This is a genomic window from Haloarcula sediminis, from assembly GCF_035656455.1.
GTDB lineage: Archaea > Halobacteriota > Halobacteria > Halobacteriales > Haloarculaceae > Haloarcula > Haloarcula sediminis.
On sequence record NZ_JAYMGA010000003.1, the window covers coordinates 314489 to 327470 of the forward strand.

Below are 12982 nucleotides of genomic sequence, written 5' to 3' on the forward strand. Positions count from 1 at the left end.
GCGGCGGGACCCTAAAACACGGGGCCGCCTCAGGTCAGCTCGATGCCGTCGATGTCGAAGTGGCGCTGTGCGAGCCGGCGTGCGGCGTCGATGTTGCGGCCGTCCCGCCCGATTGCGGCGCCGTGGTCCTCCTGTGGGACCTCGGCGTAGGCGACGGTGTCGCCGTTCTCCGAGACGGTGACGTTGTAGACGGCAGCGGGCGCCAGGGCGTTGGCGACGAAGTCCTCGGCCCGCTCGGCGTCCTCGATGAGTTTCACGTCCCGGCCGAGTTGCTCCTCGACGCGGCCCACGTTGGTGCCGCCGGGGCCGATGGCGTCGGCTATCTGGCCGCGCTTGACGAGGTAGACGACCTGGTCGTGGTCCTCGTCGACGACGCAATCCCGGACGGTGACGCCGGCTTCGTCCTCGAAGAGGGCGACCAGTCGCCGCGCTTCGTCCGAGATCTCGACGCCCATCAGTCCTGTGTGGTGCCCATACGGAGGTCGACGTCGCCGGTGCCCAGCTTGATGGGCTTGCCGACGATGACGTTCTCCGTGACGCCATCCAGTTCGTCGACCTCGCCGTGGATGGCGGCGTCGAGCAGGTGGTTCACCGTCACCTCGAAGGCGGCCCGGGCCAGCACGGAGTCCTTCGAGCCACTGATACCGTGGCGGCCGATGGACTCGATGGTCCCCTCGTTGGTCATGATGTCGGCGACCAGCATGAGGTGGCGGACGTTCACGTCGTCCAGCCCCTGCTCTTCGAGGGTGTTCATCGTCTCGTTGATGAGCGTCTCGCGGGCGGCCTCGACGCCGAGGCTCCGGTATATCTCGTGGATGTTGTTACACGTGGTCCGGGAGGCGTCGACACCCTCGATACCGAGGACTTCGCCGAAGTCCGACCCCTCGGTGTAGAGGACAAACTCCTCGCCGTCCTCGACCTCTTCCTTGCGGATGACGACGCGGGAGATCTCGTCGATACCCTTGAAGACGATCTCGCGCAGCTCCTCGACGAGCTGGAGCAGGTCGCGGTAGCTGGGCTCCTCGGGGCCGAACTCGACGACGGTACCGGCCTGTCGGGTCTTGACGCCGAGGTTCGACTCGATGGTCTCGGCGATCTCCTCGGCGATGGCCTCGGTGTCGTCGACCGTGGGCCACCGCTCCTGCAGCGTCTCCTCGTTCAGATCGATCTGGACGAGCATGTCCGCGACGTTCGTGGAGATGTCACCCAGCGCGAGGATGCGCGTGGCCTCTATCTTCCAGACGACCTCGTGGGCCTTCTCGCGGTCGTCGGCGTACTCCTCGTCCAGGTGGACGGTCATCATCGGCGTGTCGGGGGTCTTCCGGGCGTCGACCAGCTCGATGAGCCGGGGCAGGCCCTGGGTCACGTCGATTTCTGCCACGCCCGCGTAGTGGAACGTGTTCATCGTCATCTGGGTCCCGGGCTCGCCGATGGACTGGGCCGAGACGGTCCCGACCGGGTCAAGCGGGTCGACGCGGGTCTGCATGTAGCGCGATTCGACGGCCTGGGCGATGCGGTCGGCGTCCTCGACGCCGACGCCGCGCTGCTCGACGGTGCTGTACACCTCGTCTTTCAGCCGTCGGGGGAGCTCCGTGTCCTCGACGACGGCCTCGATGTCGTCTGATACCATTAGTCGTCACCCTCCGCCATCCACCAGTCGTCCGCGTGTTCGGAGAGGTTGGTCCGCTCGGTCGTCTGGCCGAGGAAGCTCTCTTTCTGTTTCTCGCTCTCGAACTCCTCGTCGAGGACGCTGTCGGCGATCTCCTCGACGTCGACGGCCGGCCCCTCGGCGCCGGAGGAGACGTCGACCGGGGAGGTGCCGTCCTCGCCGAACTCGAACTGGACGATGGTGTCCGAGGTGTCCCGGACGGTGCCGTCGTACTGCGTTTCGAGTTCCGAGAGGGCGTTGATGAGCCGGCGCTGGAGGTAACCGGACTTGGAGGTACGGACTGCCGTGTCGACCAGCCCCTCGCGGCCGCCCATGGCGTGGAAGAAGAACTCCTTCGGGCCAAGGCCTGAGCGGTACGAGGACTCCACGAAGCCGTGGGCGTCCGAGGAGAGGTCGTTCTCCTCGAAGTGGCTCAGTGTGCGGTTCTCGTACCCGCGGTTGATGCGCTCGCCCCGAACCGCCTGCTGGCCGACACAGCCGGCCATCTGGGTGAGATTCAGCATCGAGCCACGCGCGCCGGACTCGGCCATCACGACGGCCGGGTTGTCGTCGTCGAAGTGGTCTTCGGCGATGTCACCGGCGGAGTCGCGGGCCTTGCCCAGCGTCTGCATGATCTTCATCTCCAGGGTCTCGTCGACGGTGCGGCCGGGCAGCGATTCGAGGTCGCCCGCCTCGTAGGTGTCGATGAGCTCCTGGACGCGGTCGTAGGCGTTCTCGATGGCCTCGTTGATCTGTGCTTCGGCCTCGCGTTCGATGGACTCGTCGTCGATGCTGATGGAGAACCCAAAGTGCATGATCGAACGCATCGCGAGCACGGAGACCTCGTTGACGAAGATGCGGGCTCGGGTCTTGGAGTAGTCCTTGGCGATGGTGTCGACGACCTCGCCGCCGAAGGCGCCGACGGCGTCCTCGTCGATGGTCCCCGAGATCATCTGGCCGTCCTCGATGACGACGTTGTCGCCGGCCGAGGAGGTGAAATCGAGGTTCAGGTCGTCGGGCAGCAGTTCCGAGAACAGCGAGCGACCGGTCCAGTAGGCCTCGCCGTCCTCGTCCTCGCCGTCGGGGGCGGGCAGTTCGTCGATGCGGGTCGCCCGGAGCATGTCCAGGGCCTGGGTCTCGTTGAACTGCGGGTTGGTGTGGGTCAGCAGATAGAGCCCGCTGATGTGGTCCTGAATCGCGCCGATGATGTTCTCGCCAAAGCGCGGCGAGAGCATCTGTTCCTGGACCCGCATCAGGACCCGGGCCTCCGCGCGGGCCTCCTCGTTCTGGAGGGCGTGCATGTTCATCTCGTCGCCGTCGAAGTCGGCGTTGTAGGGCGGACAGACCGTCGTGTTCAGCCGGAACGTCTTGTACGGCATCACGACCACCTCGTGGGCCATGATGGACATTCGGTGGAGCGACGGCTGTCGATTGAACACGATGATGTCGCCGTCGACGAGGTGGCGGGACACTTCCCAGCCGGCCTCGACCTTCTCGGCGAGTTCCTCGCAGTTCTTCTCGGTGACCTTGAGCCGCCGGCCGTCGGGCCGCTGGACGTAGTTGGCGCCGGGGTGGGCCTCGGGGCCGTTTGCGACGTAGCGGCGGGCCTCCTCGAGGTTGCGCTCGTTGACGTTCATCGTCTGGGTCATCTCCGTTGCGACCCGGTCGGGGACACCGACCTCGTTCAGCGAGAGGGTCGGGTCAGGCGAGATGACCGTTCGGGCGGAGAAGTTCACGCGCTTGCCAGAGAGGGAACCACGGAAGCGCCCCTCCTTGCCCTTGAGCCGCTGGGAGAGGGTCTTCAGGGGCCGACCGGAGCGGTGTCGCGCCGGCGGCGTGCCCGATATCTCGTTGTCCATGAACGTGGTGACGTGGTACTGCAGCAGCTCCCAGAGGTCCTCGATGATGAGCTGTGGGGCGCCCGCCTCGCGGTTCTCCATGAACCGCTGGTTGATGCGGATGATGTCCACGAGCTTGTGGGTGAGGTCGTCCTCGCTGCGCTGGCCGTTGTCGAGCGTAATCGAGGGGCGGGCGGTGACCGGCGGTACCGGCAGCACCGTCAGAATCATCCACTCGGGCCGCGAGCGGGCGGGGTTCATCCCCAGCACCTCGATGTCCTCGTCCGGGATGTCCTCGAACCAGTCCCGGATATCGGAGGGCATCAGCTTGTTCATGTCCTCCTCGGTCAGGTCGACGGAGAGGGCCTTCTCGATGGCCCGGCGGTCCTCCTGTCGCGGGCGGAAGTCGCCGCTGACTATCTCCTGGACCCGGCCCGGGTCGATGCCCGTCTCCTCGGCGAGGTCACTCGGCGCGATGCGCTCGTCGGCCTCCTCCATCGCCTCGGCGATGAGGGCGGGGTACTCCGCCGAGAGCACCTGCTGGACCTCGTAGTAGGTCGTCGGCTTCTCGTGTTTGATGTCGTACTGCTTCTCGCCGCAGAACGGACACGTGTCCTTCTTGCGGGCCTGTCGGATGGCGGCCTTGGTCACGTCGTTGAGGTCCCGACCGAGGTCCCGCGTCCGGCCGAGCCGGTCGCGGAACTCCTCGCGCTCGGTCTCGTCGAGACAGAGCCGGGAACACTCCCGACAGGTCCCCCGAAGCAGGCGGCGGATGAGCTTCGCGAAGCCGACGTGAATAACCGGCGCGGCCAGCTCGATGTGGCCGAAGTGGCCGTTACACGAGCCGCTGTGTTTCCCGCAGGTCTTGCACTCCAGACCGGGGTCGATGACGCCCAGGCGCGGGTCCATCAGCCCCATGTCGATGGGGAAGCCGTCGTCGTCGTAGGTGTCGGCCGTGATCACTTTGGTGGCCGACATCTCGCGGTACTCCTCGGGGTCCATCAGCCCGAAGCTGAGTTGCCCGATCTCCTGTGGTGTTTGTTGTGAGCTCATACTAGACTGCGTCCTCCAGTTCGATCCGCGGGGCGATTCCGAGCGCCTTCATCTCGTCTAAGAGGAGCTTGAACGCGTAGGACATCTCGACCTCGTGGATGTCGGTCTCCTCCTCGCAGTTGGGGCAGTAGACACGTCGCTGTTCGACGTTCTCGACGGCGGTCATGCCACACTGCCCGCAGACGTTGATCCACTCGCGGTCGGACTCATCGAGCAGGCGCTCCTTGAGCGCCATCGCCGCGCCGTGCCCGATGAGCACGTCCCGCTCCATCTCACCCACGCGCAGGCCACCCTCGCGGGCGCGCCCCTCGGTGGGCTGGCGGGTCAGCACCTGCACCGGTCCGCGCGAGCGGGCGTGCAGCTTGTTCGAGACCATGTGGTAGAGCTTCTGGTAGAAGATGTCGCCGACGAAGATGTCCGCCTCGATCTTCTCGCCGGTCACGCCGGAGTACATCGTCTCCTTGCCCGAGGAGTCAAAGCCGTGCTCCTCTAGGGAGCCACGGAGCTGCTCCTCGTCCTCGCCGGTGAAGGCGGTCCCGTCGACGCGCCGGCCCTCCAGGGCCCCGACCTTCCCGCCGATCATCTCCAGGATGTGACCGACCGTCATCCGTGACGGCAGTGCGTGGGGGTTGATGACGAGGTCCGGGACGACGCCCTCCTCGGTGAAGGGCATGTCCTCCTGGGGCGCGATGTGGCCGACGACGCCCTTCTGGCCGTGCCGCGAGGCGAACTTGTCCCCGAGTTCGGGGATCCGCTCGTCCCGGACGGAGACCTTCGAGAGCTTGGAGCCGTCCTCGCCTTCCATCAGGGTGACCGTGTCGACGACGCCCGACTCGCCCGAGCGCATCGTGACGCTCGTCTCGCGTCGCTTCTGGGGCGAGAGACCGCCCATGTCGTCCGGCTCTTCGAGGAACCGGGGCGGCGACGTTTTCCCGAGCAGGACGGCGTTCTCGCCGACCTGCGTCTCGGGGTTGACCAGCCCGTCGTCGTCGAGATGGGTGTACGCTTCCTCGCCGCGAGCGCCACGGACGTCCTCGTCAGGCATCTCGAAGCGGTCTTCCTGCCCGCCGGGATACCGTCGCTCCTCGCCCTCGTAGGTCCGGAAGAAGTGCGAGCGGGCGAGCGCGCGGTCGACCGACCCCTGGTTCATCACGAGGGCGTCCTCGATGTTGAAGCCTTCATAACTCATGACGGCGACGACGAAGTTCTGTGCGGCCGGGCGGTCGTCGTAGCCGATCTGTTCGGTGGTCTGGGTCTTGACCATCGAGAGCTGCGGGTAGTGCAGCAGGTGCTGGCGCGTGTCGGGCCGGATGCGGTAGTTGGCGCTCGGCAGCCCCAGCGACTGTTTGATCATCCCCGACCCCATCGTAATCCGCGGTGAGGCGTTGTGTTCGGGGTACGGAATCATCCCCGCGCCGATACCGAACATCAGCTGCGGGTCCACTTCGAGGTGGGAGTGGTTCTCGGTGAGCTCGTCCTCGTCGACGCCGACGAGGATGTCTTCCTCCTCCTCGGCGTCGATGAACTCGACGAGCCCGCGCTCGACGAGCTCCTCGAACTCCAGGTCACCGTTCTTGACGGCCTCGACCTGTTCGTCGGTCATCAGCGGCTCGCCGTCCTCGACGACGAGCAGCGGGCGCCGCGCGCGGCCGGCGTCGGCGTTGATGATGACCTCGTCGGTGCGTCCCTTGACCGAGACGTTGACCATCTGGGAGACGTCTCCCCGTCGTCGGGCCTGGCGCACCTGTTCTGCGAGCTGTTCGGGGTCGGGATGGGTCCCGACCAGACTGCCGTTTACGTATACCTTGGCTTCTCGGCTCTGACTCATGTTAGTCGTCCGCGGGCTGCTGTTCGATCGATTCGATACCGGGGATGCCCTGGACCCCCATGTCCGAAAGTTCCTGTTTCAGTCCCTGGGCGTCCTCGACGTCCTGGGAGAGCTCCATCGCCTGTGCGAAGTTCTTCACCAGACCGCAGTTTGGACCCTCCGGCGTCTCGGAGGGACAGATGCGACCCCACTGGGTCGCGTGCAGGTCCCGCGCCTCGAAGTGGGGCTGGGAACGGCTGAGCGGCGAGCGCAGCCGGCGGAGGTGAGAGAGCACCCCCATGAAGTCGGTGCGGTCGACGAGCTGGGAGACGCCGGAGCGGCCGCCGACCCAGTTCCCCGTCGCGATAGGGTGTTCGAGCCGCTCGGTCAGCACGTCAGAGCGAACGACAGTAGAGACCGAGAGCTGCCGGTTTCGCATGTTCGCGCGTTCGAGCTGGTATTTCACGTCCCGGGCGAGCTTGTTCAGCGCGGTCCGGAACAGGTCGGTCATCAGGTCGCCGCTGACCTTCAGGCGCTTGTTGGCGTAGTGGTCCTTGTCGTCGGCCTCGCGGCGTTCCAGGGCCAGCTCGAAGCAGGCCTCGGCCATCCGGCAGAGGTAGTACGCCTTGTTGATGCGGACCTCCTCCTCGTCGACGCCCTCCTCGTGGAGATGGGGCAGCAGATACCGGTCGATGACGTAGTTGGCCCGCTTGAGCTGGTAGTTTTTGCCCTGGCCGGAGGCGACACGCTGGCCCAGCGTCTCGATGGCTTCCTCGGTCGTCTGGACCTCGGCCTCCTCTAAGTTCTCCAGCATGAACTTCACGATCTCGGGGTCCTCGCTGACGCGGTGGACGATCTCCTCGTCGGATTCGAGGCCCAGCGCGCGCACGAGCGTCACGAAGTCGATGCTACCGGAGACAGAGGGGAACGAGACTTCCAGCAGCCCGTCCCGCGTTCGCTCACAGAGGACAAGGGCGCGATAGCCACGGCGCTGGGAGAAGGTCTTTGCGACCTGCACCTCGTCGCCGTACTTGGTGTCGTACTCGGCCAGAATCTTGTTCGGCGCCAGGTCCTCGCTGGTCATCAGCACCCGCTCGGAGCCGTTGACACAGAAGTAACCGCCGGGGTCGGCGGGGTCCTCGCCGATGTCGATGAGCTCCTCGTCGGAGAAGCCGGCGATGTTGCACTTGTTCGAGCCGACCATGATGGGCATCCGGCCGATCTTGGTCTCGGTGCGGTCGACGACTTCCTCGGGCTCCTCTTCGCCGCCGCGGACGATGGCCATCTCCATGAACACCGGCGCGGAGTAGGTGATGTTCCGGAGGCGAGCTTCTTGGGGATAGAGCAGTTCCTCGCTCCCGTCGGCCTCCCGCACCCGTGGCGTGACGACGCGGACGTCGCCCAGTTCGACCCACACCGGCTCCTGACCTTCCTTGTCGCCGATGTCGGTGTCGATTGTCTCTTTCTCGTCGACCACCTGCTGCATCCCTCGGTCGAGGAACGCGTTGAACGAGCGGAAGTGGTGTTCGGCGAGCCGTTCCTTGGCGAAATACTCACGCGATATAGCGCGTCGGTCCTGTGTGTCCATTATTCGACCACCAGTCGATAGACGACTGCCGTGTCGGTTGTTCGCGAGTCGCGTTCGATACGGATGACATCGCCGACCTCCGCCTCGTCCGGGAGTCCGGGGTCGGCGCGTTTGATCTTCGGGAGGTCGGTCTTTTTGATGTCGTACTCTTCGAGCACTGCTTCGAGGTCGGCCTCGTCGACGACGCTGTGGTCGGGGACGAGGTCGTGTTGACTTACATCTACCATGTGTATGTGCGTGCGTGGGGCCTGTGGCTGGAGAAGGTGGCTGTCACGAGATACTACAGGTCGCTATAGTCGGGACCCTAATAACACTTACCAACTTGGCCTGCAGTAGCTACTGGACCCCCGCCCCACTGCGAGGGCGACGGACTTGCGTTACCACGGCGTTCGGTCAGGCAAGATATAGGCGTTTGGGTCCCGTCAAGTGGACCCATGCCAGGGCGCCGTCCTTTGGAAAGCCTTAATACTACGACCGGGATACGATTGAGTGCAGCGAGGCAGCGTGCCCGGATGGTGTAGTGGCCCATCATACGACCCTGTCACGGTCGTGACGCGGGTTCAAATCCCGCTCCGGGCGTCTTCTACTGCGAACAAATCGGCGAGCACCGCGTAGCGTGTGCTCGTTACCGTGAGCGTCGAAACGCAGGCGAAGGGATTTGAATCACGCAAACGCGAGCGGTAGCGAGCGTTTGCCCGGGTTCAAATCCCGCTCCGGGCGCTTTCTCTCTAACGCAACTTCCGAGAGACGCCTCGCGTCTCTCGACACTCGCAATCGCATAGCGATTGCTCGCTCCCCAGCGAGGCGTCTCGTCGCCGAGCGGTAGCACACAAATCACACCAGCACCAAAGGGGGTGGTCCCCCTACCCTGTCATAGGTCCACCTCGGGTGGCGGACAGAGGAACGCAGACACTAGCCCGGCATAGGTTTTGTCCCCGCCGACAGACTGTTTACTCGCGGCGTGCTTGGACAGGCATGGACGATATCGAGGGCGAGGAGATGCCGGGCGCCATCGTCGAGGCGTACCTCGAACGGGAGGAGGGGGTCCGGGCGCTGCTGGAGGAGTTGGAGAAGCTGACCATCGAGGGGCGCCACGCCGAGGTCCGCGAGCGGCTCCGCAACCTCGCCGACAGCGACGAGTCGGTCTTTTACACGGTGGCCTTTTCGCTCACCAACTCGCGGCAGTTCTTCGGCGACGTGGAGGCCCAGCTCGACGTGACCGCCGCCGACCGGCTGCGGGACCTCGCCGAGACCTACCCGTCGCTGGCGGGGCCGTTCAACATCGTCCGCACCGAGCGCGCCGAGGACCGGCTGAACCCCGTCACGGACACGAGCTACACCGTCACCTACCACCACAGCGTCGAGTCGCCGATGATAACCTACAGCCCGCTGTCGGGCGACCAGGAGCTGTACGAGTCCCGTGGCACCCCAAGCGAGGTGTTGCGCGTCTCGACGGACCTGGCGGCCGCGACCACCGACGCCTTGGATGTCGCGCTGGAGAACGACTTCTCGGTCAACACCGAGGAGCTGTCGACGCTCATCGACCGCCGCGAGGAGCTGGAAACCGAGCTGTCGAAGCTGCGCGACCAGCTCGACGAGCTGCGGCGGACGCCCGTAGAGGAATAGCGAGGGGCACGACTCCCGCTCCCGCCAGAGGGCCGCGTTTATATATCCACATCCGATAGCGATTGATACGAATGGGCATGGAGAGATTACGCGACCAGGTCGAAAAGGAGAGTCGGGACCTGTCGATACTGGAGGCCGTCATCGACGACGGTCCAATCGGTATCGTACGGCTGGCCGAGGAGACCGGGATTCCGGAACACAAGGTGCGGTACTCGCTGCGGATGCTGGAAGACGACGGGCTAGTCGAGCCGACGCCCCAGGGTGCGATACCCGCCGACGGCATCGCCGAGCGCGTAGCCGACATCAACGGCGGCCTCGACCGCCTCGTCGAGCGGCTCGAAGAGATCGAGGCGTCGATCCCGGCCGCCGAAGCGGCCGAGTGAGACTGTTGGCTGTAAGCACGCGGAGTGTCGAATTCCCCTGTAATGTTACAGCCGACAGTATGACCGACGAACTGTTTTGACCCGCGGGCGAGAACGTCCGCCATGAACGTCGCGCTCATCAGCGACACGCACATCCCCTCGCGGGCGAGCCGGATTCCCGACCCGTTCCGCGAGCGTATCGAGGCGGCCGACCACGTCATCCACGCGGGCGATTTCGACAGCGAGGGCGCGCTGTCGAACGTCCGCGCGATGGCCGCCCGGCTCACCGCCGTCAGCGGGAACACGGACCCACGAATCGGGCTGGCCGAGCGCGCGACGGTCGAACTCGGCGGTGTCACCGTCGTCGTCACGCACGGTACCGGGTCAAAGCGGGGGTACGAGGACCGCGTCGCGAACATCGTCCGCGAGGAGGCGGGCGCCGACGCCGTCGGCGTGGCCGGCCACACCCACGAGGTCATGGACGCGACTCACGGCGGTGTTCGGTTGCTGAATCCCGGAAGCGCGACGGGGGCGGCGCCGGCCGACCGGCCGACGATGATGACGGCGACGGCACGGGACGGCGAGTTCGAGGTGGCGGTCCACGAGGCCTAGACGCCCCCGGGCGTCGTTGACACCGGCAGCTGTTGCCACTGTTTGCGGGCCTTGCGACTAACGGCGTCCTTTTTCCCGCGGAACCCGCAGGGAGGGTATGGAGGTCTTCGCGGTCGAGGGGCTGCCGGAGGTTCGCCGCGGCGACGATGTCGCCGAGCTGGTCGCCGAGCGGTCGGACCTGCGGGATGGCGACGTGGTCTGTGTGGCCAGTACCATCGTCTCGAAGGCCGCGGGCCGGGGGGCCGACCTCGCGGAGTTTCCGGCGAGCGAACGCGCCGAGCGCATCGCCGACGGGATCGCCGACATCGCGGGGGAGGAGAAAGACCCCCGATTCGCCCAGGCCGTCATCGAGGAGAGCGAGGAGATACTGACCGAGGCACCCTTTATCCTCGCGGTCACCCGCTTTGGCCACATCACGGTCAACGCGGGCATCGACCGCTCGAACGTGCCCGGCGACGACCTGTTGCTCCTCCCCGAGGACCCGACCGACTGCGCCGAACGCGTTCGGGCGGGACTGCGCGACCACGCCGGCGTAGACGTGGCGGTCGTCGTCACCGACACCTCCGGACGGCCCTTCCGCCTCGGACAGCGCGGCGTCGCGCTTGGCTGGGCGGGGATACCGGCGGCGCGCGACTGGCGCGGAGAGGTAGACCGCGAGGGGCGGGAACTCGGCGCGACGGTACAGGCGGTCGTCGACGAACTGGCCGCCGCCGGAAACCTCGTCACCGGCGAGGGGGCGGGCGGCACGCCGGTCGCCGTCATCCGGGACTTCGACTTCGGCGACCACGCGGGCAGTGACGAACTCTACCGCCCGAACGACAAAGACGTTGTCCGCGACGCACTCAGAGAGTGGTCTCATGTACGCGATTGAAATCACACCGGAACACCCAGTGGCACAGCTCACCGACTTCGCCGTCACCGCCGAGGACGCAGGCTTCGACGCGGTCTTTGCGAGCCATCACTACAACAACCGCGACCAGTTCATGGCACTGGCCTCGATGGCACAGGCGACCGACGAGGTCCAACTTGGGCCGGGCATCGCCAACCCCTACGAGACCCACCCCGTGACGCTGGCCTCGCGGGTCGCGACGCTCTCGGAGCTGAGCGATGGTCGCGCCGTCTTCGGCGTCGGGCCGGGCGACAAATCGACGATTCGCAACCTCGGTTTCGACCACGACGACGCCCTGCGGCGAGTCCTGGAGACGTTCAAAGTCGCCCAGCAGTTGTGGGACGGCGAGCGCGTCGACCACGACGGCACCTTCCGGGCCGACGACGCCGGGCTGAACTACGAGGTCGGGTCGGTTCCGGTCTACGTCGGCGCCCAGGGGCCACACATGACGAAGATGGCCGCAAAGCACGCCGACGGGGCGCTGTACAACGGGTCGCATCCGAAAGACCTCGCGTGGGCCCGCGACCAGGTCGACTCGATGCTCGACGACCGCGTCGCGGATTCGGAGTTCGACCTCGCGGCCTACGCCAGCGTCTCAGTCGCCGAGGACGCCGACGCCGCCCGCGAGGCCGCCCGGCCGCCCGTGGCCTTCGTCGCCGCCGGCTCGCCCCCGCCCGTACTCGACCGCCACGGCATCGACCACGGCGTCGCGAGCGACATCAGCGACGCTATCTCGGCGGGTGAGTTCGAGGACGCCTTCGGGCTGGTCACGGAGCCGATGCTCGATGCGTTCTGTATCGCCGGGACGCCCGAGGACGTGGCCGAGCGGACCGAGGCGCTGCGGGACCACGCCGACAGCGTCGTCTTCGCCTCGCCGCTGGGCCCGGATATCGAGGACGCTATTGGGCTTCTCGGGGCGGCGACCGACCGCTCCCCGGCCGAATGAAAAGCGAGGCCGCGGCGCCGAGGGTGAGATAGCCGAAGACGGCCGAGGCGCCGCCGACCAGGACCGCGCCGATGAGGATGAGAACCGCGGAGAGAGGGTCGGCCAACGCGATGTCGACGAACTTCCCGGGCATGTCGAGGACGCTCTGGACGAACTGCATGGGGAGACTTTGCATACCCGCCGCTTTGGAGCGGTCCTACTTTGTGTTTCCGCTAGCGACGCGGGTCGGTCCGGGACAGGGAAACGAACAGCCCGACGGCGGAACGGACCACACCGGGCGCAGCGGGCAGACAGCTATTTCACGCGTGCGGACGCAGGGACGGCCATGAGCGAAGACGCCTCGCTGGACGATTTCCTCGGCGGCGAGTCGGGCGAACAGTCCGGGGCGGGAGAGGACGCGGCGTCAGCGGACGGCGCCGAGGCGACGGACGCGGCGACACCGGCGGATGCGACGGACGGACCGACAGCCGACATCGAGCCGGCGACGGCGACGTACGCCTGGTCGGGCGAGGGGGTGGCCTGCGAGGAGTGTGGCGAGTCCGTCAAGCGCCGCTGGCAGCAAGCCGGGCGACTGGTCTGTATCGATTGCAAGGACTGGGAGCGGGCCTGAGGC

Annotated in this window: 13 protein-coding genes and 1 tRNA gene; 7 read left to right on the top strand and 7 right to left on the bottom strand. The window is 66.4% G+C overall.

Annotated elements, in window-relative coordinates; genetic code table 11:
* Window positions 1-29: 29 nt before the first annotated feature.
* From VJ162_RS08235 to VJ162_RS08260, 6 genes are read right to left on the bottom strand one after another with little or no spacing between them, the layout of a single operon-like run.
* Window positions 30-455 (bottom strand): NusA-like transcription termination signal-binding factor, encoded by a 426-nt coding sequence (locus VJ162_RS08235; protein WP_324663630.1) that lies wholly within the window; start codon window positions 453-455, stop codon window positions 30-32.
* Complete coding sequence (gene rpoA2 / locus VJ162_RS08240; RefSeq protein WP_324663631.1) at window positions 455-1630, bottom strand: DNA-directed RNA polymerase subunit A''; 1176 nt, start codon at window positions 1628-1630, stop codon at window positions 455-457. Before rpoA2 ends, VJ162_RS08235 begins: the two co-directional genes overlap by 1 nt.
* The gene (locus VJ162_RS08245) at window positions 1630-4539 is read right to left on the bottom strand and encodes a DNA-directed RNA polymerase subunit A' (protein ID WP_324663632.1); all 2910 of its coding nucleotides are present in this window, start codon (window positions 4537-4539) and stop codon (window positions 1630-1632) included. Before VJ162_RS08245 ends, rpoA2 begins: the two co-directional genes overlap by 1 nt.
* A 1-nt stretch (window position 4540) precedes the next feature.
* Window positions 4541-6367, bottom strand: coding sequence for a DNA-directed RNA polymerase subunit B (rpoB, locus tag VJ162_RS08250; RefSeq protein ID WP_324663633.1), 1827 nt, complete (start codon window positions 6365-6367; stop codon window positions 4541-4543).
* A 1-nt stretch (window position 6368) separates the two neighbouring features.
* Window positions 6369-7934 (bottom strand): DNA-directed RNA polymerase subunit B'', encoded by a 1566-nt coding sequence (locus VJ162_RS08255; RefSeq protein WP_324663634.1) that lies wholly within the window; start codon window positions 7932-7934, stop codon window positions 6369-6371.
* Window positions 7934-8161, bottom strand: a complete 228-nt coding sequence (locus VJ162_RS08260; protein WP_262174929.1) for a DNA-directed RNA polymerase subunit H — start codon at window positions 8159-8161, stop codon at window positions 7934-7936. The genes VJ162_RS08255 and VJ162_RS08260 overlap by 1 nt, the downstream gene beginning before the upstream one ends.
* Window positions 8162-8440: 279 nt before the next feature.
* Here VJ162_RS08260 and VJ162_RS08265 point away from each other — a divergent pair.
* The 6 genes from VJ162_RS08265 to VJ162_RS08290 all read left to right on the top strand — a co-directional run bounded on the left by VJ162_RS08265 (window position 8441) and on the right by VJ162_RS08290 (window position 12369).
* Window positions 8441-8513: transfer RNA gene (locus VJ162_RS08265), tRNA-Asp, on the top strand.
* 396 nt (window positions 8514-8909) lie between these two features.
* Window positions 8910-9560, top strand: coding sequence for a hypothetical protein (locus VJ162_RS08270; RefSeq protein ID WP_324663635.1), 651 nt, complete (start codon window positions 8910-8912; stop codon window positions 9558-9560).
* 77 nt (window positions 9561-9637) lie between these two features.
* Window positions 9638-9943, top strand: coding sequence for a winged helix-turn-helix transcriptional regulator (locus tag VJ162_RS08275; RefSeq protein ID WP_324663706.1), 306 nt, complete (start codon window positions 9638-9640; stop codon window positions 9941-9943).
* Between the two features lie 102 nt (window positions 9944-10045).
* The gene (locus VJ162_RS08280; protein WP_324663636.1) at window positions 10046-10534 is read left to right on the top strand and encodes a metallophosphoesterase family protein; all 489 of its coding nucleotides are present in this window, start codon (window positions 10046-10048) and stop codon (window positions 10532-10534) included.
* A gap of 97 nt (window positions 10535-10631) precedes the next feature.
* Window positions 10632-11405, top strand: a complete 774-nt coding sequence (locus VJ162_RS08285) for a coenzyme F420-0:L-glutamate ligase (RefSeq protein ID WP_324663637.1) — start codon at window positions 10632-10634, stop codon at window positions 11403-11405.
* Window positions 11392-12369: a 5,10-methylenetetrahydromethanopterin reductase gene (locus VJ162_RS08290; RefSeq protein WP_324663638.1), complete on the top strand. Its 978-nt coding sequence runs from the start codon at window positions 11392-11394 to the stop codon at window positions 12367-12369. The genes VJ162_RS08285 and VJ162_RS08290 overlap by 14 nt, the downstream gene beginning before the upstream one ends.
* On the opposite strand, the gene VJ162_RS08295 is transcribed toward VJ162_RS08290, so the two are convergent.
* Window positions 12323-12544: a hypothetical protein gene (locus tag VJ162_RS08295; protein ID WP_262174917.1), complete on the bottom strand. Its 222-nt coding sequence runs from the start codon at window positions 12542-12544 to the stop codon at window positions 12323-12325. The genes VJ162_RS08290 and VJ162_RS08295 overlap by 47 nt on opposite strands.
* Window positions 12545-12694: 150 nt before the next feature.
* Between VJ162_RS08295 and VJ162_RS08300 the strand changes: the two genes are divergently transcribed.
* Window positions 12695-12979 carry a DUF7573 domain-containing protein gene (locus tag VJ162_RS08300; protein WP_324663639.1) on the top strand — a complete coding sequence of 95 codons (285 nt, stop codon included), beginning with the start codon at window positions 12695-12697 and terminating at the stop codon, window positions 12977-12979.
* Window positions 12980-12982: the final 3 nt, after the last annotated feature.